Origin of the sequence: Pseudodesulfovibrio karagichevae, from assembly GCF_041414475.1 — a bacterium.
Lineage (GTDB): Bacteria > Desulfobacterota > Desulfovibrionia > Desulfovibrionales > Desulfovibrionaceae > Pseudodesulfovibrio > Pseudodesulfovibrio karagichevae.
On record NZ_JBGLYH010000014.1, the window covers coordinates 48168 to 69145 of the forward strand.

Below are 20978 nucleotides of genomic sequence, written 5' to 3' on the forward strand. Positions count from 1 at the left end.
GCTCTTTGTCGCATATACGCACGGCCAGCCGCTTCGCAGAATTATAATTGATCCCAGGTGTTGGCTTGCTATCCTTCGCCCAAACATAACCGGTTGAACCAAAAGGCACTCTTATGAAAATAGGCCCCAAATTGACTTTGCTCGGTACCGCACTCGTGGGAACCACGGTGGCCTGCATCCTCGGCATCCTCCTGTGGCAGAGCTCCAAGGTTTCAGAAACATTGACGAAACATTTTGACATCCAGGCACAGGCCGAGATGACCCTGGCCGTGGACGACGCCCGCAACCTGCTGGATACCCAGCACGCCACCCTGGCCAAGCAGCTCGAAAACGACATGCGCGTGGTCCTGGACCTGGAGAAGCGCGGCGGTGGGCTGCGCCTCCTCGACGAGACCGTGGAATGGAAGGCGGTCAACCAGATCACCAAGGACGCCTCCACCGTGTCGCTGCCCAAAATGGCCCTGGGCTCCACCTGGCTGGGCCAGAACAGCGACCCGGGCAAGCCCACCCCGCTGGTGGACGAGATCATGAAGCTGACCGGGACCACCTGCACGGTCTTTCAGGCCATGGACCAAAAGGGCGACCTCCTGCGCGTGGCCACCAACATCCTCAAGACCGACGGCCAACGCGCCGTGGGCACCTACATCCCCAGCTCCTCGGCCGTGGCCAGGACGGTCATGTCCGGCGAGACCTACCGGGGCACGGCGTTCGTGGTCAACGCCTGGTACCTGACCCAGTACCGGCCCATCAAGGACGGTTCCGGCAAGGTCATCGGCTGCCTGTACGTGGGCATCCTCCAGGAGGGCGTGGAGCAGCTGCGCCAGGCCTTCAAGAACGTCAAGCTCGGCCGCACCGGCTTCCTGACCGTGTTCGGCGGGTCCGGCACGTCCGAAGGCGTCATCAAGATGCACAAGGACGACAAGGCCGAAGGCGCCAATCTCCTGGACGAGACCGACGCCTCGGGCCGACCCGCGTACAAGGACCTGACCGCCAGGACCAAGGAGGCGGCAGGCAAGGTGGTCACCATCGAGACCGACCTGAAAGCACCCGAGGGGTCGCGCACGGTCATTCTCAGCGCCGTGTATTTCAAGCCCTGGGACTGGGTCATCCTCGGCACGGGCTATCTTGACGAATTCATGGAGGGCCAACGGGCCACCGAAAACGCCCTCGCGTCCACCAACTGGTGGACCATGGGCATCGGCGTGGTCATGCTCCTCCTGGGCGTGCTCGCCTTCATCCTCTTCGCCCGCAAGATGAGCGGGACCATCGGGGCCACGGTGGCGGTCATGGCCGACATCAACCAGGGCGACCTGGACGTGCCCCGCCTGGCCGCGCGCACCGGGCGCATGCGCGACGAGATGGACGAACTGGGGGCGGCGGTCAACGCCATGGGCGACAAGCTGCGCGAGGTGGTCTCCGAGGTCCAGGCCGCGGCCGAGTCCGTGACCCTGGGCAGCGGCGAGTTGACCGACACCTCCCAGGCCCTGGCCGAGGGCGCGTCCAACCAGGCCAGCGCCGTGGAGGAGGTCTCCGCCTCCATGGAGGAAATGACCGCGAACATCGAACAGAACACGGACAACGCCCAACAGACCGAGAAGATCGCCCGCCAGGCCGCGGGCGACGCCGAGGCGGGCGGCAAGTCCGTGACCCAGACCATGGAGGCCATGCGCCAGATCGCGGACAAGATCGCCATCATCGAGGAGATCGCGCGGCAGACGAACCTCCTGGCGCTCAACGCGGCCATCGAGGCGGCCCGCGCGGGCGAGCACGGCAAGGGCTTCGCCGTGGTCGCGGCCGAGGTGCGCCAGCTGGCCGAGCGCAGCGGCGTGGCCGCGGCCGAAATCAGCGAGCTGTCCGCCAAATCCGTGGCCATCGCGGAACAGGCCGGGGCCATGCTCGACAAAATGGTCCCGGACATCACCCGCACCGCCGAGCTCATCCAGGAAATTTCCGCGAGCTCGGACGAGCAGAACACGGGCGCGACCCAGATCAAGGACGCGGTCCTGGAGCTGGACCGGGTGGTCCAGCAGAACGCGGCCGAGTCCGAGCACGTGGCCGCCGCCTCCGAAACCCTGTCCGGGCACGCCATGCAGCTGCAACAGATCATCGGCTATTTCCGGCTGGGCGGTTCCGCCTCCGGTCCGGCCAGGTCCAGGGTCTCGGTCAAGGCGGCCCGGCCCCAGGCCAAGCCGTTGCCCACCCCCGCGCCCAAGGCCGCATCCAGGCCGTCGCCCAAGGCCGTGCCGGCAGGCAAGCCCGCCGACGCGGGCGGCCTGGACCTCGACATGGACATGGGCGAGGACACCGACTTCGAAAAGTTCTGACGGTCCCGCAGACCGAAGGCCCGCGTCTCCTCCCTCCGGGGCGCGGGCCTTGTTTTTTGCCTGAAAAAGGATAGAAACACTCCGAAAGGAGATACGTATGGGCAAGACGCTGCTGTTCGACACGGGCAACACCAACACCAAGCTCTGCCTGGCCGACGACCAGGGACTGAACGAGAGCTACACCCTCCCCACCCGCCCGGCCAACACCGACGACGACTGGGGCCTCAAGATCGAATCCATCCTCCTGCGCGAGGGCGTGGACCCAACGGAGATCGAGGCGTGCGTCATCTCCTCGGTGGTCCCGCCGCTCGACCCGCTGATCAAAAGCATGGCCGCCCGCTTCCTGGAGTGCGAGTGCCTGTTCGCGGGCCGCGACCTGGAACTGGACATCGACAACGAGTACGCCCATCCCGAACAGGTGGGCGCGGACGTCCTGGTGGGCTGCTACTCCGCGCGCATGACCTACGACGAGAAGAACCTCATCGTGGTCGACTTCGGCACGGCCACCACCTGCGCCTGCATCCAGGGCAACGCCTTCAAGGGCGGCCTGATCTGCCCCGGCCTGCTCTCCTCGGCCTCGGCCCTGGCCTCGGGCACGGCCAAGCTCCCCAAGGTGGACCTCACGGTCACCAGCCCGACCCTGCACTGGGGCACCAGCACGGCCGAGTGCCTCAACCAGGGCTTCGTCTTCGGGTTCGCGTCCATGATCGACGGCCTCATCGAAAAACTCTCGCCCCAGCTCAAGAACCCCTTCGTGGTCGCAACCGGCGGCCTGGCCCCAACCATCGCCCAACTCTCCGAACGCATCAACGAACTGCGCCCCGACCTGGTCATGGAAGGGCTGTGGATGGCCTATTACAACAGGTAGGCGGATCGGGGGTTCGGCTTGGGGAATGCCTCCGGCGGGCCTACCGGCGGCCTCCTTCGGAGAGACCAGGGCGCTGCCCTGGACCCGGCAGGGAGCAAAGCCCCCTGCACCCCCATGTTCGCTTCGCTCAGGGGCGTACGGCGGCGGAAGGCCGCGACGTGGACGCCTTCCACCGTGCCGGTTGGCGATTTCGGGCAGAAAAACGGATGGAACGGCGTGCTTCTTCACCGAAAGAAGTGCGCCGTTTTTTCTGCCCGAAATCGCGGGATTTTTCTTTTAAGAAAAGGGATTCCCTAAAAAAGCCTCTTTGCCGCTGTTCGAAAACGCCGCGAAACCGAAGTCGCGCGTCCGCAACATCCCGCCTGCGGCGTTGGCAACCGTCCCGAAGGATTCGCGCCGGGCGGCCCTCCGAGGCCCGTGGACGTCCGGCGCGAACCCTTCGGGACACCGCACAACCAAGCTACCTCCTCCCTCCCGCGAAACACCTCGCCACCCACGCCCCCCTTCGCCGCAGGCGACCCAAAAAGTTTGGGAGGGGGTCCAGGGGGAACCCTTTTCAGCGGCAGCTCTTAGCGAGTCTTCGAGCTTTAGAGATGGCGACAGCAGCGATAAGGGTTCCCCCTGGCGGTGTCTGGGGCAGCGCCCCAGCCGCCGGAGGCGCCCGCCCGGCGAGGGCCCGCCGGAGGCATCCCCCACTCGCCCGTCCGGGCTCGGTCACCGGACCGTTCTCTGTCACCATATCGTTTCAAAAATAATAACTGCCCATTTTCGCGCATCCGTAGTAAGGAATTGAGCATTGGGCGGAAATCCTCTAGAATTCGCCCGGTTTCGCTGTTTGCAACGTGTACAACCCTGAGTTCAAGGAGTTCGATATGAGCATCATCACCGGCGTCTGGGCGCGAGAGATTCTCGACTCGCGCGGCAATCCCACCGTGGAGTGCGAAGTGGTTCTGGAATCCGGCGACATCGGCCGGGCGGCCGTGCCTTCGGGCGCATCCACCGGTTCGCGCGAGGCGCTTGAGCTGCGCGACAAGGAAGAGCGCTACGGCGGCAAGGGCGTGCTCCAGGCCGTGGAGAACGTGCGCGGCGAGATCGCCGGCGCGATCATCGGCATGGACGCCGTGCGCCAGCTGACCCTGGACAACGCGCTCATCGACCTCGACGGCACCGAGAACAAGGACCGGTTGGGCGCCAACGCCATCCTCGGCGTGTCCATGGCCGCGGCCCGCGCCGCCGCCAGCTTCATGGGCATGCCGCTGTACCAGTACCTGGGCGGAACCAACGCCAAGCTCCTGCCCGTGCCGCTCATGAACATCATCAACGGCGGCCAGCACGCGCCCAACAACCTGGACATCCAGGAGTTCATGATCATGCCCGTGGGCGCGGAGACCTTTGCCGAGGCCCTGCGCATGGGTGCGGAGATCTTCCACAACCTGAAATCCATCCTGGCCAAGGACAAGCATATCACCTCCGTGGGCGACGAGGGCGGCTTCGCCCCCAACCTGAAGTCCCACGTCGAGGCCTTCCAGTACATCATCCGCGCCTGCGAGGCCGCGGGCTACGAGCCCGGCCGCGACGTGGGCCTGGCCATCGACGCGGCGGCCAGCGAGTTCTACAAGGACGGCAAGTACGTCCTGGCGGGCGAGGACAAGATCCTGACCGCCGAGGAACTCATCGACTTCTACGAGGACCTGGTCTCCCGCTTCCCGCTGATCTCCATCGAGGACGGCCTGGCCGAGGGCGACTGGGACGGCTTCTCCCTGATGACCGAAAGGATGGGCGACCGCATCCAACTGGTCGGCGACGACATCTTCGTCACCAACCCGGACATCCTGGCCGAGGGCATCGACCGGGGCATCTGCAACTCCATCCTGATCAAGCTCAACCAGATCGGCACGGTCACCGAGACGCTGGACACCATCGAGCTGGCCAAGACCGCCGGGTACACCAACGTGGTCTCCCACCGCTCGGGCGAGACCGGCGACACCTTCATCGCGGACCTGGCCGTGGCCGTGAACGCGGGCCAGATCAAAACCGGCTCCCTGTGCCGCTCCGACCGGCTCGAAAAGTACAACCAGCTCCTGCGCATCGAGGAGGAGCTCGACGAGGACGGCGTCTACTACGGCCCCATCCTGGCGGGCAGCTTCTTCGACGAATAGACGACGACAAGGGGGAGGGCCGGACGGTCCTCCCCCTCTCCGTTGCGCCGCAAAAGCGCGGCCCGCTGCGGAAAATCCCCCGGAAGCCCTATCAGCGGCTTGCCATCCGGTGCCTTTTTCTCTACGTAGCGACCAGCACGTGTACGGCATCCCACTATTTCAAACGCGGAGAGAGACATGATCCTGCTTGACGGAAAGGAAACGGCCGCGACCATTCGCGCCGAGATTCGGGAAGAGGTGGACAAGCTCGAGGCCAAGTACGGCCGCAAACCCGGACTGGCCGTGGTGCTGGTGGGCGAGGACCCGGCCAGCCAGGTCTACGTGCGCAACAAGGAGCGCGCCTGCGAGGACTGCGGCATCCGCTCCATCCCCCACCGCCTGGAGACCGCCAGCCAACTCGAACTGGAAGGGCTCATCCACGAACTCAACCGCGACGTGACCGTGGACGGCATCCTGGTCCAGCTGCCCCTGCCCAAGGGACTCGACTCCCAGAAGATTCTCGACCTGATCGACCCGAACAAGGACGTGGACGGCTTCCACCCGGTCAACGTGGGCAAGATGTCCCTGGGCCTACCCGGCTTCCAGCCCTGCACCCCGGCGGGCGTCATCAACCTGCTCAAGCGCTACGGCCTGGACCCCGCCTGCAAGAAGGCCGTGGTCATCGGCCGGTCCAACATCGTGGGCAAACCCCTGGCCATGATGCTCTCCCAGTCTGGCCCCTGCGCCAACGCCACCGTGACCCTGTGCCACTCGCGCACCCCGGACCTCAAGGCCGAATGCCTGGAGGCGGACTACATCTTCGCGGCCATCGGCAAGCCCAAGTTCGTGACCGCCGACATGGTCAAGGAAGGCGCGGTCGTGGTCGACGTGGGCATCAACCGCACCGACGAGGGCTTGGCCGGAGACTGCGACTTCGAGGGCCTCAAGGACAAGGTCCACGCCATCACCCCGGTCCCCGGCGGCGTCGGCCCCATGACCATCGCCCAGCTCATGGTCAACACCCTCCAGGCCTTCAAGATGCACGTGGGCGCATAGGCGCGCGGCACGCGGCTCGCGGGAGCGGGCCATCCGCGCCGCTTCCGAGGTTGCGACCTGTCCTCGCCGTACGGGGGTACGGCTGCGGTAGCCGCCAACCTCGAAACCGACACGGCTGACCCACTCGCGCAAGCCTTGCGGCGGTGGGTTCCCTGGAAAAACAAAAAGGGCCGGAAATTCCGGCCCTTTTTTGTTGGGCGAAAGCCTGTGTGCGGCGAAGGGCCTAGGGTTTGGCCTCGACCCGTTCCGCGACGGCGGGCTCCCCTGCAGGACGCCGGTTGCGGGCGGAGCGCAGGCCCAGGGCAAGGGCCATGAGTGCAATGGCGGCCAGCACCGGCCAGCGGGAGCTGAGCAGGACCGCGAACAGGCACAGGGCCAGGACCAGGGCCACCACACGCGGCAGGGTCGCGGCCAGGAGTTTGGCGGCGGCCAGGGCCCCGAGCAGGGCATTGACCAGGAAAAAGCCGTCGGCGATGGCCAGGATGCCCGCCATGTCGAGCACACCCAGGGAGACCAGGGCGAGCTGGCCGAGGTGGACCAGGGTGTAGACGGCCAGGACGGCCACCGGCACCCCGCGCCCGTTGCGCCGGTCGATCCAGGCGGGCAGGCCGCCCTGCCGGGCCAGGTGGGCCACCAGACGGACGACCGCGCCCACGAACATGAGATAGGTGGTCACGCACAGGGCCGCCACCAGGGCGGACATGATCCACGGGGCAGCCGGGCCGAACAGCGGATGGAGCAGCCCGGCCACGCCGTGCCCCGCCCCTTCCGGGAACGCGCCCAACTGCAACCCGGCGGCCACGGCCAGGCTGACCAGGCCGACCACCGTCCCGGCCAGAATGGCGGCCCGGACCATGGTCCGGCGCGGGTCGCGCACCTCGGCCCCGTAGTTGCCGACCACCTCCCAGCCGACCACGGCGAAAAAGAGCAAAAGCAGGGTGTAGCCCAGGGTCGGGACGGACAGCGGCGGCAGTGCGAGCAGGGCGTCCACGGCCACGGGCGAACGGTGGAAGGCCAGGGTGACGGCGGCCCCGGCCAGGAGCAGGCCGGTGGCCGACACGGTCAGGACGGTGGCCACGCGGCTCATGGTCCGAAGCCCTCCGGCCAGGAGCAGGGCGCTGGTCAACTGGACCACGGCGGCGGCCTGGCCGTGCGCGGCCGGGGTGTCCGGCAGCAGGCCCGGAGGCAGGTAGTTGGCCACGGTCAGCATGACCGCGGCCGGGCCGAACAGGGCCGCCCCGGCCAGGGCGTAGGCCCCCAGGTCCCTGGCCCATGGCCCAAAGGCCCGGGCCACGGCGTCGGCCGCCCCGCCCTCGCCGGGGAAGAGCGTCCCCACCCTGGCGAAGATGTAGGCGAAGGCCACGCCGAAGAGCATGGTCGCGCCCCAGGCGGGCAAGGCCCACGGCCCGGCCACCTCGATGGCCAGGGGCGGCAGGATGATGATGCCCGCCCCGAGGACCGCCCCCGTCATCAGGCAGGACAAAGGAACCGTTCCGATTTTCCGTTGGCTCATCAAAGCTCTCCTTCTTGATTCATCCTTGTTATCATGCGAAAGAATGAAAAATCCAATTCGAATTTTCCGGGTATCCATTCGGAAAACCGGAACGCAGAAAGGGGCAATGACGTGGATATACGCAAATTGCAGTGCTTTGTGGCCGTGGCCTTTGCCGGGAACCTGACCAGGGCGGCCGAGACGGTCTTTCTCAGCCAGTCGGCCATGAGCGGACAGATCAAGCAGCTTGAGGACACGCTGGGCTATCCCCTGTTCGTGCGTCAGGCCAGGGGCATGCTCATAACGCCCGAGGGCGAGGCGCTGCTGCCCTATGCCCGGGCGGCCATCCAGGCCATGGAGGTTTTCCGCGCCCGGGGCGAGGGGCTCAAGCAGACCGCGTCCTCGCGGCTGGTGGTCGGGCTGAACTCGGACCCGGCCTTCCTGCGCATGGCCGAGCTGGCCCGGACCATGCACGCCGACGCGCCGGGCGTGCAGCTGTCGTTCATCGTCTCGCAGAGCCGCTACACGGCGGCCTCCCTGCGCTCCGGCGAGATGCACGTGGGCTTCCGCTTCGGCATGTGGAACGAGGAAGGGGTGCACGACGAGTACGTGGCCTCGGTGCCGCTGGTCATCGCCGTGCCCACGGCCATGGCCGAGGGACTGGCTCCCGGCGACTGGCGGGCCCTGGCCGCCCTGCCGTGGATATACACCTTCCGGGGCTGCCCCTTCCACGTGGCCCTGCGCCAGCGCATGTCGGCCTTCGGGGTGGAGCCCAATCCGGTGGAGCAGACCGTGGACGAGGCGATCATGCGCGAGCTGGTGGCCGAAGGCATGGGCGTGGCCGTGCTGCGCGAGGACGAGGGCAGACGGCTGGCGCAGGCCGGTCTGGCCGTGCTCTGGCCCGAGCGCCTGCAGGTCCCGCTCTGCCTGTCCTTCATGGAGGCGCAGGGAGGGCGCTCGCCCATCCGCGAGTTCCGCGATGCGGTGCGCACGGTCTGGGACGTGGAGCGACGCATGGTGGCCTGATCCGCCGGGCCCCGGCCCCGTGCACGAAAAAAGCCGACTCGCGGGAGTCGGCTGCAAAAAGTCCGGCAGGGTGGAGCCTAGACTGTTACGCTGGTCAGTTGGGGCGAGGTGTCGCCCGGCACCTTCTGGTAGGCCACCATGGCCTGGTCCACGGACGCCTTGGCCGGGTTGAACCGCTCCTCCAGCTGGGTGGTCAGGTCCTGGAGCTGGGCGGTGTTGTCCAGTTCGGCCTTGAGCTGCTCCAAGAGCTGTTTGAGCTGGTCCGGGGCGTCGGAGGAATCCGTGCCCTGGGCTATCCGGGAGAAGAGGCGCGAACTGGCGGCCTGGGTTGCCGAAGCCCCTCCCGAAGACTCGGCCACGTGGAATATTTCGCTCTGTCCGTTGTCGAAAAAGTCGTTCAGGGCGGTGTTGATGCCCGAATTGAACTGACTGATGGCCGTGTCGCCCGCGTTGGTGCCGAAGTTGCGGTCGATGAACTTGAGGGTGTTGAGCAGCCCGTTGCCCAGGGTGTCCTCGTTGACGCCGGACGACGTGGCCTGGATGACCATGCCTGCGGCCGCGGCCGCCGTCTGGTCGCCGAACCGCTCGCGGACCCAGTCCATGGTCGAGGCCAGCTGGCTGCGCAGATCGGCGGTGTCCTTGACCTCGCCGTTCCCGTCCTTGACCTCGCCCATGCGGCGGACGATCTCGTTGGCGAAGGTCTCGCCCAGGGTGCGGGGATAGTCCCCGGACAGCTTGCCCGCCTGTCCCGGCGCATTGGCCAGGGCCATGGCCGCCGGGGTCAGCCCGTCCTTGGCCGGGTTGATCACCGCCACCTGCCCGAGGCGCATGCCCGGCGAGTTGTCCAGCAGCGAAGCCGCGGAACCCAGGTCTTCGCCCCGATTCTTCCGCATCTTGAGCTGGTGCATGAACCCGTAGTTCATATGTGCGCCGGAGATTTGCATGGTCATCTTATCGGCCCCCCGCCCCCTTTCTTTACACTCCTTAACAAAAAAACTTGCTTCCCCCGGCCGCCGGAGGCAATCGCCCACGAGAAAGCCCCGGTGCGGCGTGGGCCGGACCGGGGCTTTCCGAGTGTGCTGTCGCCTTTTTTAGTACAGGCGGTGTTCTTCTACGTAATCGAGGACGAAGTCTTCGGCCTCTTCGACGGTGGAGACGTCGTCGCGGACCTGGGCCTCGAGGAGCTGGTCGCGGATCTTGCCGATGGCCGGGCCGGGCTTGAGCTTGGCCAGCTCCATGATCCGGTTGCCGTCGAGCAGCGGTTCGAGCTCGAGATCCGGGATGTCGGCGCGTTCGGCCATCTTGAGGTTGTGGTTGAACTCGCGCCAGGAGCCGTTGCGCGCCTTGATGTCGGCGCGGACCATCTCCATGATGCGCGGGTATTCGTCCAGGGAGCGCAGCCGGCGGATGCCCTTGTCGGTGAGCATGAAGTGCGGGCGCATATGGTTCTGGACCAGATCGCAGATCAGGTCGATGTCCTGCTCCTCGAAGTGGAGCCTCTTCAGGACCTTGCGGGTGACCTTGGCGCCCACGCGGTGGTGCTGCAGGAAATTCCAGCGGCCCTCGTAGTACTCGGCGGTGTAGAGCTTGCCGATGTCGTGGAACAGGCAGGCCACGGTGCCGAACCAGTCGTAGGGCAACTCCTCGGGATAGGCCCGCATGACGTCCAGGGTGTGCGCCAGGACGGTCTCCTCGGAGCCCTCCTCCGGGTTCTTGATCTGGGAGACCCGAGACAGGGCCGCGATCTCGGGGATGAGCCCGTGCAGGAGCATGGAGTCGAAGAGCAGACCGAAGAACTTGTGCATGGACTCGGCCTCGACCTTGCGCCACTCGTCCAGGAAGTCGGACATGGGCACGTAGTCGAGCACCCGCCGGGAGCAGCGCACGATGGCGGCCCAGGAGTTGGCCTCGATCTCCTTGTCGAAGTTGGCGGCGAAGCGCATGGCCCGGTAGGCCAGGGAGTAGTCCTTTTTCAGAGCCTGGTCCGGGATGCCCTTGAAGCGGATCTGGCCCTCGGAGAAGTCCGCGAAGTCGGCGTAGGTCTCCTTGGCCTTGGGGATGAACGGGCAGACCGCGGACAGCGGAATGTCGCCGCGCCGCTCCAGCCGCTTGAGCAGACGCGGGGTCATGGTCGCCACCGTCTCGTCGGTGTAGGCGGCCTCTTCGGTGGGGGCGGGATAGAAGAAGTAGGTCACTCCCCCTTCGACCAGGGTGCCGATGGTGCCCTTGTCGGCGGATTCCTCCATGCTGGGGAAATATTTCTTCAGTTCGTCGAACGGGGCTTCGGTGCAGATGTCCAGTTCCTGCTCGCTGCCCGTCTCGTCCAGGGTGAGCGCCTGGAGCCGGACGTTGATGATATAGGCGTCAAACCCGTTGCGCATTATGGTTTTGCAAAAGCCGACAGCATCTTTGAAAGGCTGGCTCATATCTCTCCTCTTTCGGCCGCCCGCGCCGCTTCGGGGCGAACGGCCTCGCATTGAATCGTTGCAAGGTTGCGCCCCTGGGACAGGGTCTGCCCCGGCGCGATTCCCGGGCGCATGGTCGGCCGGCGGGAATCCCTGCTATACAATCTTTTTCCCCGCAATGAAATGGGTTTTTACCCGCCCTTTCAGCACGGAACCGAGCAGCGGCGTGTTTTTTCCCTTGGAATGCAGGGTGGACGGCGAAACGGTCCATTCCTCGTCCTCGTCGAACAGGAAGAAGTCCGCCGGGTCGCCGGGCGCAAAGGTGTTCACCGGCAGGTTGAAAACCTTGCACGGGGCCGTGGTCCAGGCGCGCAGGAAGGTCTCGCGCGTCAGCACGCCGTCCCTGACCAGCCCCCAGGTCACGGACAGGGCCGTGTCCAGGCCGGTGATGCCGCACGGGGCCACGTCGAACTCGGTCTCCTTCTCATGGCCCGCATGGGGCGCGTGGTCCGTGGCCAGGCAGTCTATGGTCCCGTCGCTCAAGGCCTCGATCATGGCCAGCCGGTCGTCCTCGGGCCGCAGGGGCGGATTGACCTTGGCCGCCGTGTCGTACTCGGTGCCTTCGGCCTCCAGCACGGCCTCGGTCATGGTCAGGTAGTGCGGCGTGGTCTCGGCCGTGATCTTGACCCCGCGCGCCTTGGCGAAACGGATCAGGTCGGCGGACTTGCGGCAGGAGATGTGCGCCAGGTGGATGGGCAGGTCCAGGTACTCGGCCAGCAGGATGTCGCGGGCCACCTGCAGGGCCTCGGCCACGTCCGGCTGGCCGGGCAGCCCGAGGCGGCTGGACACCTCGCCCTCGTTGACGCCCGCGCCCACGCCCAGGTACGGGTCCTCGCAGTGATCGATGACCACGCGGTCCCAGTCGGACGCGTATTCCACGGCCAGGCGGAAAATCTTGGTCGACTCCACGGGCACGCCGTCGTTGGAAAAGGCCGCGCAGCCCGCCTCGGCCAGCTCGGCCATGGGGGCCAGCTCCTGGCCCTTGAGCCCCTTGGTCAGCGCGCCGATGGGGAACAGCCTCGGGCCCTTGGGCCAGTACTTGCGGGCCTTGTCGAGCATCATCTCGGTGACCGAGGCGTTGTCGTTCACCGGCTTGGTGTTGGCCATGCACATGATGTTCGAAAACCCGCCCCAGGCGGCCGCCCGCAGACCGGACTCCACGTCCTCCTTGTACTCGAACCCCGGCTCGCGCAGATGCACGTGCACGTCGGTCAAAGACGGCAGCAGGGTCAGCCCGTAGGCCTCCTCCACGTGCGCGTCGCCCGCGTCCAGCGATTCGGCCGAGGGTTTCACCTCGGCGATCTTGCCCTTGGAGACGAAGACGTCCACGTCTTTGCCGTTAAGCTTGGCGCGCCTGACTATCAAATCGATCTTGGCCATATTGAGCCTCCTGTGTGTGCCTCCGGCGGCCCTGCCGGGGGCCCCTCCGGGGGCCTAAGAACCTTTTGGAAAAGGTTCTTAGGAATCTCCAAAACTTTTTATGCCGCTTCGCGGGGGTATCACCCGCAACGGCCTTTCCCAGAATGAACAACTTCGCCGAAGGCGACAACGGGATTGCAAAGGGCTCGCCCTTTGCCCGCCGGAGGCGAAGTCATCCGACTATCGCCGCCGCAGGCGGCATCCACTTCCTTTTTGCCTCCGGCGGCCCTGCCGGGGGCCCCTCCGGGGGCCTAAGAACCTTTTGGAAAAGGTTCTTAGGGATCTCCAAAACTTTTTATAGCCGCTTCGCGGGGTAGGTCGTCCACGAGAGCTTTTCTTTTCAAATAAACACCTTCGCCGAAGGCGACAACGGGATTGCAAAGGGCTCGCCCTTTGCCCGCCGGAGGCGAAGTCACCCGACTATCGCCGCCGCAGGCGGCATCCACCCTCTCCTACTCTTCGCCCTTCCTGGTCATGTACAGGAACAACAAAGCCATGCGCACGACCACGCCGCTGGCGACCTGGTCGAGGACCAGGGAGCCTGCCGAGTCGGCCAGCTCCGAGCTGATCTCCACGCCCCGGTTCATGGGGCCGGGGTGCATGATGCGCACGTCCGGGTTGGCCAGCTCCAGGTGCCGCGCGCCCAGGCCGAAGGTCCGGGAGTATTCGCGCAGGTCGGGCAGCAGGCCGTCCTTCTGGCGCTCCAGTTGGAGGCGCAGGCACATGACCGCGTCCACGCCCCTGACCGCCTCATTCAGGTCGGAGAAGACCTTGACCGGCCAGGTTTTGAGCGCCGGGGGCAGCAGGGTGCGCGGCCCGCACAGGCGGACCTTGGCCCCGAGCCGGGTCAGCAGGATGACGTTGGACCGGGCCACGCGGCTGTGGGCGATGTCGCCGAGGATGAGGATGGTCTTGCCCGCCACGTCGCCCCACTCCTGGTGCAGGGTGAAGGAGTCGAGCAGGGCCTGGGTGGGGTGCGCGTGCCGCCCGTCGCCCGCGTTGATGACCGAGCAGTCCAGCCGGTCGGCCAGGAACCGGGCCGCGCCCGAGCACCAGTGCCGGATGACGATGGCGTCCGGGGCCATGGCCTGGAGGGTCAGGGCGGTGTCCTTGAGGGACTCGCCCTTGGTCAGGCTGGATGAACTCTTGGCCAGGGAGAAGGTGTCGGCGGACAGCCGCTTTCCGGCCACGTCGAAGCTCGTCTTGGTGCGCGTGCTCGGTTCAGCGAAGAAGAGCACCACGCTGCGGCCCTTGAGGGTGGGCACCTTCTTGACCGGCCTCTCCTGCAATTCCTGGAACCGCCCCGCCGTCTCGAAGATCGCCATGACCTCCGGCTTGGAGAGCTGGGACACGTCCAGGAGGTCCTTGTGTAACCATTTCATATCGTTTCTTGCCTCCGGCATCCTAGAATAACGCTTGCAGAGTCTCCGGGACCATGGCGAAGGCCGCGACCTTGCCCGGTTCCAGCGTGCCGAGGGTGTTGCCCGAGCCCAGGATTCGCGCCGGGTTGCGGGTCACCATGGCGAGCACGTCGTCAAGGGACAGCCCGCCGTTGAAATTTTCCTTGAGGTACAGGGCCTCGTTCCACAGGTCGAGGTCGGTGTTCGAGGCCAGGGAGTCCGTGCCCAGACACAGGGGCGTGCCGGACACGAACCACTTCTCCCACGGGGCGCGGCCCACGCCGATGAACTCGTTGGAGCGTGGGCACAGGCAGACCGTGGCCCCGGATTCGCGCACGGTGGCGATGTCCTCGTCCGTGACCTTGACGCAGTGCACGGCCAGGGTGGTTTCGTCGAGCAGGCCGAGTTCGGCGGCCCGCTCCACCGGGCGGTTGCCCGGCGGCTCGAAGTCAAGCAGCCGCCCGCGCGCCTGGAGCAGATCCAGGAAGGCGCTCGGCTCGCCTGCCATGATGGCCGTCTCGTCGTCGTGCTCGGCCAGGTGCAGGGAAAAGGGCAGCCGCTTTTCGCGGGCCTCGGCCTTGGCCGCCCGGAGCACGTCCCGATGGGTGGTGTAGAGCGAGTGCCCGGCCACGGAGATGAAGCCCGCCTGAAACTCGCCGGACGGGATGAAGGTCCGCTTGGGCACGGTCTCGCCGATGGCCTCGCAGAAGACCGCGAAAAAAAGGCCGGATGCTTCGAGCATTCCGGCCATCTCCTTGGCGAAACGGGTGGCGATGTCCCCGACCATGACGGTGCCGGTTCGCTTGAGTTCCTGCACTGCCTGGGCGAGCAGGTCCGGCTCGAGATCGAAGATGGGCTGTTTGAGCAGGTCTTCCACCCAGGTGACGAAGCCCTGACCGGCGGGGCACTTGCCGCGCAGGTGGGCCAGTTCGAGATGGGAATGGGCGTTGACCAGGCCTGGACACAGAAAAACGTCCCCGAGATCGAGGACGTCGCCGGAATGGGTCTTGTGCAGGGCGGCGAAGGTGCCGATTTCCCTGATGATCCCCTGTTCGACGAGGATGGCGGCGTCTTGGATGACGGGCGCGCCGGGTATCATGGTCGCGGCTCTGGCCGCGCGAACGAGTTCAACCATTTCGGTTAATTCGTCTCCCCTGCTTTCGGTTCGATGTCTACGGTGAAGTGCCCGCGCACGGGCTGAGAATATTTCGTAGTATGTTTTCCGGCCGGGGTAAAGAAAAACCGGCACCCCCCCCGGTGGCCGCTCCGGCCGTTCGCGGGGCCCGCAAAACCGGATTTCACGCCGAAATGCCCGCTGTCGCCCGGCTGTCGCCCGTGGTGGCGGGCGGCATTATTCCAGGGAAAACAACTCCGTCTCCGCGAACCGGATCGAGCCCTCGGCAAACCCCAGCTCGAAATAGGTCGGGGCCAGCTCCCGCGCATGGCCGAAAAACTCGCCGGAGTAGCGGCGCGGCACCTCGAGAACGGACGGGCGGCGGCCCAGTTCGCGGACCCTGGCCCGGATGATCTCGAACAGGGCCAGGGCGCGGGCGGACTGCCCCAGGGCCGGATGGTGCGGCCCGGCCAGGACGTTTGCGTCCAGGGTCGGCTCCGGGGCCAGCCCCAGACGGATGACCCGGACGCCCTCGGCCCAGAGCACGGGCAAGGCCTCGGCCAGCTCGTGCACGGCCCGGTCCGTGGTCCACGGCGCATACCCGCCCCGCTCCCACAGGTCGACCAGGGGCGTGCCCCGGACCACCACGCAGGGGTAGAGCCGGGCCGTCTCGGGCGCGAGCCCGGCGGCCGTGCGCACATCGGATTGGAACAGGCCGGGCCGGTCGCCGGGCAGGCCGGGCAGCAGCTGGATGCCGAGCGCCAGCCCGGCATCGCGGACCACGGCGCAGGCGGCCAGGGCCATCTTGCCCGAGTACCCCCGGCCCGAGGCGCGCAACGCCCCGTCGTCAAAGGACTGGATGCCCAGCTCGACCATGTCCAGACCGAGAGCGGCGAGGAGCTTCAGGCCGTCCGGGTCCACGCAGTCCGGCCGGGTGGAGCAGCGCACGCGGGAGATCAGGCCCGACTTGCGGAAGCGGTCGGCCAGGGCGAGGAAGGTCTCGGGCCACGGCGCGGGCAGAGCCGTGAAGGTGCCCCCGTAGAAGGCCAGCTCATAGGGGCCGCGCCCCTGGTTGAGCGCGCCCTGAAGATCGGTTTCCAGCTCCCGGCGCACGGCGTCCAGGTCCGCGTCATCCCGGCCGGTCTGCTTGTCCTGGGCGCAGAACACGCAGCGGTGCGGGCACCCGGCAAAGGGCAGGAAGACCGGCCAGATGCGGGCGGACGCGGGCGAGGGTTCGGGATGGGCGAAGCGCATGACCGGAGGATACGGGCTTTCGCCGCGTTTTGCATCCCCTGCCGGGCGGGGCCGGTTACTCCGAAAGGTTCCAGGCGCTTTCCGAGGAGAGGGATTCCAGTTCCTGGCCGGAAAGCAGCCCCTTGCCCCGGAAGCAAACGGCCAGTTCGTAGCCGAAATCCGGGACCCCCTCCACGGCGCACAGGAGCAGGGCCTTGAGGGCCTTGGCGCGGGTCAGCGTCCCGGCCCGCCCTTCCGCCTCCAGGGCGACGTAGTCCTTGAGCCAGACGTTCTGCCCCCACATGACCTGGGTCTTCCCCTTCCGCTTGGCGAACGGGCCCTTTCTCGGCACGCCGCACAGCGTCAGGCCGAAGAGCAGATAGCCGAGTTCCCCCATGAGTCCGGCCACCTGGCAGAAGGTGTTCTCGCCCCGGTAGTGCTCGACGAAACCGGGCTCGGTCTCCACGTAGAAGGCCCGCGAAACGATGTCCCGCCCGTTGCGGAGGATTTCCATGTCCAGGCCCTGCGAATCCACCTTGACCACATCCGCGTCGAACGCCGCCAGTTCCGCGACGTTGGACATGGCCTTGACCGTGACCGGAATCGTTCCCTCGACCTCGAAGAGATCCGCGTAGGAGAACCGTTCGAGCCATTCATGCTTGGGTTCGAGGAGCGAATAGCAATAGATGCTTTTGGTCTTGAACAGTTCGCGCTCGCCGTCCTCCCCGGCCAGGGCATAGGGCAGATGCCGCGTCGAAAGAAATTCCCGGGGTTCGGCGTCCAGGCGTTCGCACTCCGCCTGATTGGGGTCGAAACCGATGTAATTGACCAGGCGGCGGATGGGACGCCATTTCTCGTCCGGAGCGCCGCTGCAGCCGATATCGAGAAGGTTGACGCCCCCGTCGAGATCCTTCGGGGTCAGGGATTTGAGCATGGAGCCTCCTGCGGAACTATGCGTTCGAGTAATGAAACGAATCGGGACGCCTGGACGTTCAGGCTGTATCTCTCAAGGGCTTCCTCACGGCAGCGGGAGTACGGGCCCCGGCCGTCGGCGAGGACCCGCGCAAGGGCCTCGGCGAATCCGGCATCGTCGCCGGGGGGCGCGAGCAACCCGGTTTTGCCGGAATCGACGATTTCGGGTAAGCCGCCGATGGCGAAGCAGACCGTGGGCAGTCCGCAGGCCATGGCCTCCAGGGCCACGTTGGGGAGGTTGTCCGCCAGCGACGGCAACGCCAGGACGTCGGCGGCGGCGTACACGGCGGCCAGTTCCGACTCGTCCCGAACGATTCCGGCATGGTATGCCGGGAAAGGCAATCCTTCCGGGAGAGTCCCTCCCCCGAACGTGAGCAGGGCGATGTCCCGGTCCGGCTTTCGGGCGGCCAGGATATCCAGGGCGGCCAGGAGATGCCCGACCCCCTTGCGCCGGTTGCCCAGGCTCTCGGCCCCGAACAAAATCACCGAGGCTGACGGGGGGATGCCGAGCTTCGCCCTGGACGCGGCGCGGTCCATGGGCCTGAAAATGTCCGTGGGCACGGAGTTCGGGACGACCTCGATGGTCCGCCCGCGCATGAGGCTGCCCGCGCCGGCCTTGCCGGCCAGCCAGCGGCTCGGCGTGACCACCGTGAAATCGAGATCGGCGTAGGCCCGGAGCTTGTCTTCGAAGACCCGCCGGGACAAGTCCTCCGAACGCCTCGAGCCCAGTTGGGGGCAGACTCCGCAGGCCTGCGCATAGCGGTCGCAGCCCATGGCGTAATGGCAGCCCCCGGTGAACGGGTTCATGTCGTGCAGCACCCAGACGACGGCCTTTCCCTTGAGCGCCGCGAGCGCTTCGCCCGCCACGTCGATGACGCCGCAGATCCAATGCAGGATGACCGCGTCTGCCTCCCTGACCTGATCCATGTCCCAAAAACGGCTGACCGCCCCGGCGTCCGTGAACAGTTCGAGCCCCTTGGGCCTGTTCCCGTACCGCCCCACCCTGCGCCCCCAGCGTTTGACGCTGGCGGCGAAGTCCGGGTGACCGCCGAGTCCGGCGGCCGGGCTGAGCGGGAAACCGTCCCTGGGGGGGATGACGTACGTCGCGGGATCGGCGCCCTGCCTGACCATGACCAGCAGCGAGGAGCGCTGCCCGAGACCGAGCAGGCCTTCGTGCAGCCTTCGCGCGGCATTGCCCGCCCCGCCAAAATTATCGTGACAAATTTGTGCGATGTTCATATGTCTTAGCCTTAAACAGAGGTCTGTTCCAATTCCACCAAGGGCGCAACGCTTTCCCCATTAGCAAGTACATGGCTACCACTCCCCGCAACCACCCGGCATCCGCCGAAGAGAGCCCCCGAGGCGCAGACGGACGGACCATCGGCCTCGACGGGGTGTGCGCCCCTCCGCAGACCCAGGCGTCCTTCGAATTGTGGAAATCCGCCAGGGAGGACATCCTTCGCGGCGACGTGGGCGGCGCCGATGCGCGTTTCGACCGCCTGCCCCCCGCCGACCTCGAGCCCCCCCTGGCCTTCATGCGGGCCGCCATCGCCCTGTCTCGGGGCGAGAGCGGGGCGGCAATGGAAATCTGCCGGACGCTCCTGGAGCGGCTGCCGGAGGACGTCGACCTGGCCAAGCTGACGGCGCACGTCCACCTCGCGCGCGGCGAGGGGGAGCCGGCGCGCACATGGTTCGAAAAGGTCCTCCAGGCCAGGCCGCACGACAAGGGGGCCGCAATCAACGCGTTTTCGGCCCCGTCGGAAACAGGCGACGGAACGGACCGGCGGCGCATGGTCGTGGCGACGAGCATCCCCCCCCGGCGCAAGGCGTTTCACGGCGCCACCCTCGGGACCTGGAAGGCGCTCGGCTTCGAGATCGTCTCGGTCAACCCCGCCGACGAAATAGGGGCCCTGGCCCCCTTCTTCCCGGATGTGACCTTTGTCCCGACCACGGCGATCCACCGCTCCGCGTCGGGGAACCCGTACGTGCGCCTGGACGCGATCTTCGACGCCCTGGCGAACACCGGGGCGGCGGTCTGCGGCATCGTCAACGCGGACATAGCCTTGGCCCCATGTCCCGAACTCCCCCGGTTCCTGGCCGAACACGCCCCGGACGGGCTGGTCTTCGGCTCCCGGGTCGATACGGCCGAGGGCGTCGTGTCCCGAGGGGATTTCTTCGACATCGGTTTTGACTATTTCTTTTTCGGACAAAAGCTGCTCCGCACGCTTCCCGGTTCGGAATTCTGCATGGGGTTGCCCTGGTGGGACTACTTTACACCGCGCTTCGCCCTGGAACAAGGACTCCCCACCGTCCACAACCTCTCGCCCATGGCCTTCCATGTGCTCCACCCGACGAACTGGGCCCCCAGGGCCTGGTACGAGTTCGGGCTCTACTTCGCCCAGAATTTCATCGGCCGGGACGGCCCGTCGGCCTCCGACTTCGTCCTGTCCCTGCCCGGGGAGGGCCGCAAGCACTTCCTGCTGGCCCTGTCCCACATGACCCGCGAATTCATTTTCGCCAGAAGCGCGTCCCTCATGTGCCCGGTCCCCTACATGGCCGGGCTCTCCTCACCCTTCTCGCTCCCGGCCATGGTCCGGGACAATCCGTCCACTCCGGTCCGTTTCAGCCCGGCCTTACGCATCCTTCCGGCAACGCCAGAATAACGTCGTGGTCTCCTTGGAGACCATGGTATGGGTCTCGACGGTCCCGAAGACCCGGCCGAGTTCGGCAGCCATTTCCCTCTCGTCCGCCCATTCGAATTCATGAAAGGTCAGATGCTTGTTTCCGTCTTCTCGACGTTGGACGGTGTCGCCGCAGAACCAGCCGTCCGGTTTCAGGGCCTGGTGGGCCTTCTGAAAAATAGCCTGCTGTTCGGCCTGTCCAAAGTGTTCAATGGCCCCGCGAATGGCCACGACGTCGAACTGTCCGGACGGCGGTTCATACGACAGGACGTCCGCTTCGATAAGGGTGATGCGCGGGTCGAGGTGCAGCCGCCTGGCCTGTGAAATCGCGGAGCCGTCACGTTCCACGCAGACAATGTCTTCGGCCCGTTTGCGGTAGAAGTAATAGTCGTAGAACCCATCCCCCGAACAAAGGTTGAGGAGCCTCCCCCCCAAGGGTAAGACCCGCAAGACGTTGTCGGCCGACTCGGCCCAGTAGTCGGTGCACCAACGATCCGGCTCGAGGATGTGGTGGCGGTGGTCGAACCATTCCGGAGAGCCATACCCCCACTGGGCCTTGAACAGGCGTTCGGAGGCCGCTCGCCCGAATTTCCGCCATAGCAGGAAGTAGAATTCCCCGGCCAGATACTCTCGGAGCTGCTCACCGGCCATGGCCCCTAGGGCTGCGGAATTCAGACCGATCAACGACGGGTCGGCGACGAGAGCATCAACGATTTCCTCTTCCGAACAACCCGGAAGCGCGTTCGCGTTTTCATCTTTTATGGAACGAATCCATTCAGGCACGAGCATC

Annotated in this window: 16 protein-coding genes; 6 read left to right on the forward strand and 10 right to left on the reverse strand. The window is 66.3% G+C overall.

Translation table 11 applies throughout. The features are described from left to right. Positions 1-113 precede the first annotated feature (113 nt). The 4 genes from AB6M95_RS07050 to folD all read left to right on the forward strand — a co-directional run bounded on the left by AB6M95_RS07050 (position 114) and on the right by folD (position 6386). A complete protein-coding gene (locus AB6M95_RS07050) occupies positions 114-2324 on the forward strand; it encodes a methyl-accepting chemotaxis protein (RefSeq protein ID WP_442604681.1) in 2211 nt (736 codons plus the stop codon). A 97-nt stretch (positions 2325-2421) separates the two neighbouring features. Continuing rightward, positions 2422-3192, forward strand: coding sequence for a type III pantothenate kinase (locus tag AB6M95_RS07055; protein ID WP_371386036.1), 771 nt, complete (start codon positions 2422-2424; stop codon positions 3190-3192). 872 nt (positions 3193-4064) lie between these two features. Further along, complete coding sequence (gene eno, locus AB6M95_RS07060; RefSeq protein ID WP_371386037.1) at positions 4065-5351, forward strand: phosphopyruvate hydratase; 1287 nt, start codon at positions 4065-4067, stop codon at positions 5349-5351. A gap of 177 nt (positions 5352-5528) precedes the next feature. Continuing rightward, positions 5529-6386, forward strand: coding sequence for a bifunctional methylenetetrahydrofolate dehydrogenase/methenyltetrahydrofolate cyclohydrolase FolD (gene folD / locus AB6M95_RS07065; RefSeq protein WP_371386038.1), 858 nt, complete (start codon positions 5529-5531; stop codon positions 6384-6386). Between the two features lie 223 nt (positions 6387-6609). Here folD and AB6M95_RS07070 read toward each other — a convergent pair whose 3' ends face one another. Continuing rightward, on the reverse strand, positions 6610-7899 hold the full coding sequence (locus AB6M95_RS07070; protein WP_371386039.1) for an APC family permease: 1290 nt from the start codon (positions 7897-7899) through the stop codon (positions 6610-6612). A gap of 111 nt (positions 7900-8010) precedes the next feature. Here AB6M95_RS07070 and AB6M95_RS07075 point away from each other — a divergent pair, with 111 nt between their 5' ends. Continuing rightward, positions 8011-8904, forward strand: coding sequence for a LysR family transcriptional regulator (locus tag AB6M95_RS07075; protein WP_371386040.1), 894 nt, complete (start codon positions 8011-8013; stop codon positions 8902-8904). A 77-nt stretch (positions 8905-8981) separates the two neighbouring features. Here the strand turns inward: AB6M95_RS07075 and AB6M95_RS07080 are convergent, their stop codons facing one another. From AB6M95_RS07080 to AB6M95_RS07115, 8 genes are all read right to left on the reverse strand, one after another. Continuing rightward, positions 8982-9854: a hypothetical protein gene (locus tag AB6M95_RS07080; RefSeq protein WP_371386041.1), complete on the reverse strand. Its 873-nt coding sequence runs from the start codon at positions 9852-9854 to the stop codon at positions 8982-8984. A 141-nt stretch (positions 9855-9995) separates the two neighbouring features. After that, positions 9996-11330, reverse strand: coding sequence for an HD domain-containing protein (locus tag AB6M95_RS07085; protein ID WP_371386042.1), 1335 nt, complete (start codon positions 11328-11330; stop codon positions 9996-9998). Positions 11331-11465: 135 nt separating this feature from the next. Continuing rightward, the gene (locus tag AB6M95_RS07090) at positions 11466-12749 is read right to left on the reverse strand and encodes a dihydroorotase (RefSeq protein WP_371386043.1); all 1284 of its coding nucleotides are present in this window, start codon (positions 12747-12749) and stop codon (positions 11466-11468) included. 491 nt (positions 12750-13240) lie between these two features. Then, positions 13241-14170, reverse strand: coding sequence for an aspartate carbamoyltransferase catalytic subunit (locus AB6M95_RS07095; protein ID WP_371386044.1), 930 nt, complete (start codon positions 14168-14170; stop codon positions 13241-13243). Between the two features lie 22 nt (positions 14171-14192). Next, on the reverse strand, positions 14193-15323 hold the full coding sequence (locus AB6M95_RS07100) for an amidohydrolase family protein (RefSeq protein WP_371386045.1): 1131 nt from the start codon (positions 15321-15323) through the stop codon (positions 14193-14195). 216 nt (positions 15324-15539) lie between these two features. Continuing rightward, positions 15540-16556 (reverse strand): elongator complex protein 3, encoded by a 1017-nt coding sequence (locus AB6M95_RS07105; protein ID WP_371386046.1) that lies wholly within the window; start codon positions 16554-16556, stop codon positions 15540-15542. 55 nt (positions 16557-16611) lie between these two features. Next, positions 16612-17469 (reverse strand): FkbM family methyltransferase, encoded by an 858-nt coding sequence (locus AB6M95_RS07110; protein WP_371386047.1) that lies wholly within the window; start codon positions 17467-17469, stop codon positions 16612-16614. Next, on the reverse strand, positions 17454-18746 hold the full coding sequence (locus AB6M95_RS07115) for a glycosyltransferase (RefSeq protein ID WP_371386048.1): 1293 nt from the start codon (positions 18744-18746) through the stop codon (positions 17454-17456). The genes AB6M95_RS07110 and AB6M95_RS07115 overlap by 16 nt, the downstream gene beginning before the upstream one ends. 71 nt (positions 18747-18817) lie before the next feature. Between AB6M95_RS07115 and AB6M95_RS07120 the strand changes: the two genes are divergently transcribed. Then, on the forward strand, positions 18818-20170 hold the full coding sequence (locus AB6M95_RS07120) for a tetratricopeptide repeat protein (protein ID WP_371386049.1): 1353 nt from the start codon (positions 18818-18820) through the stop codon (positions 20168-20170). Here the strand turns inward: AB6M95_RS07120 and AB6M95_RS07125 are convergent. After that, positions 20141-20977 (reverse strand): class I SAM-dependent methyltransferase, encoded by an 837-nt coding sequence (locus AB6M95_RS07125; protein WP_371386050.1) that lies wholly within the window; start codon positions 20975-20977, stop codon positions 20141-20143. The genes AB6M95_RS07120 and AB6M95_RS07125 overlap by 30 nt on opposite strands. Between the last annotated feature and the right edge of the window lies 1 nt (position 20978).

Bases quoted from the DNA above. Each gene is read 5' to 3' on its own strand.
- AB6M95_RS07110 (WP_371386047.1), bottom strand. From the start codon at position 17,469: ATGCTCAAATCCCTGACCCCGAAGGATCTCGACGGGGGCGTCAACCTT.
- AB6M95_RS07085 (WP_371386042.1), bottom strand. From the start codon at position 11,330: ATGAGCCAGCCTTTCAAAGATGCTGTCGGCTTTTGCAAAACCATAATG.
- AB6M95_RS07070 (WP_371386039.1), bottom strand. From the start codon at position 7,899: ATGAGCCAACGGAAAATCGGAACGGTTCCTTTGTCCTGCCTGATGACG.
- AB6M95_RS07055 (WP_371386036.1), top strand. From the start codon at position 2,422: ATGGGCAAGACGCTGCTGTTCGACACGGGCAACACCAACACCAAGCTC.
- AB6M95_RS07050 (WP_442604681.1), top strand. From the start codon at position 114: ATGAAAATAGGCCCCAAATTGACTTTGCTCGGTACCGCACTCGTGGGA.
- AB6M95_RS07120 (WP_371386049.1), top strand. From the start codon at position 18,818: ATGGCTACCACTCCCCGCAACCACCCGGCATCCGCCGAAGAGAGCCCC.
- AB6M95_RS07115 (WP_371386048.1), bottom strand. From the start codon at position 18,746: ATGAACATCGCACAAATTTGTCACGATAATTTTGGCGGGGCGGGCAAT.
- AB6M95_RS07100 (WP_371386045.1), bottom strand. From the start codon at position 15,323: ATGGTTGAACTCGTTCGCGCGGCCAGAGCCGCGACCATGATACCCGGC.
- AB6M95_RS07125 (WP_371386050.1), bottom strand. From the start codon at position 20,977: ATGCTCGTGCCTGAATGGATTCGTTCCATAAAAGATGAAAACGCGAAC.
- AB6M95_RS07095 (WP_371386044.1), bottom strand. From the start codon at position 14,170: ATGAAATGGTTACACAAGGACCTCCTGGACGTGTCCCAGCTCTCCAAG.
- AB6M95_RS07105 (WP_371386046.1), bottom strand. From the start codon at position 16,556: ATGCGCTTCGCCCATCCCGAACCCTCGCCCGCGTCCGCCCGCATCTGG.
- folD (WP_371386038.1), top strand. From the start codon at position 5,529: ATGATCCTGCTTGACGGAAAGGAAACGGCCGCGACCATTCGCGCCGAG.
- eno (WP_371386037.1), top strand. From the start codon at position 4,065: ATGAGCATCATCACCGGCGTCTGGGCGCGAGAGATTCTCGACTCGCGC.
- AB6M95_RS07080 (WP_371386041.1), bottom strand. From the start codon at position 9,854: ATGACCATGCAAATCTCCGGCGCACATATGAACTACGGGTTCATGCAC.
- AB6M95_RS07090 (WP_371386043.1), bottom strand. From the start codon at position 12,749: ATGGCCAAGATCGATTTGATAGTCAGGCGCGCCAAGCTTAACGGCAAA.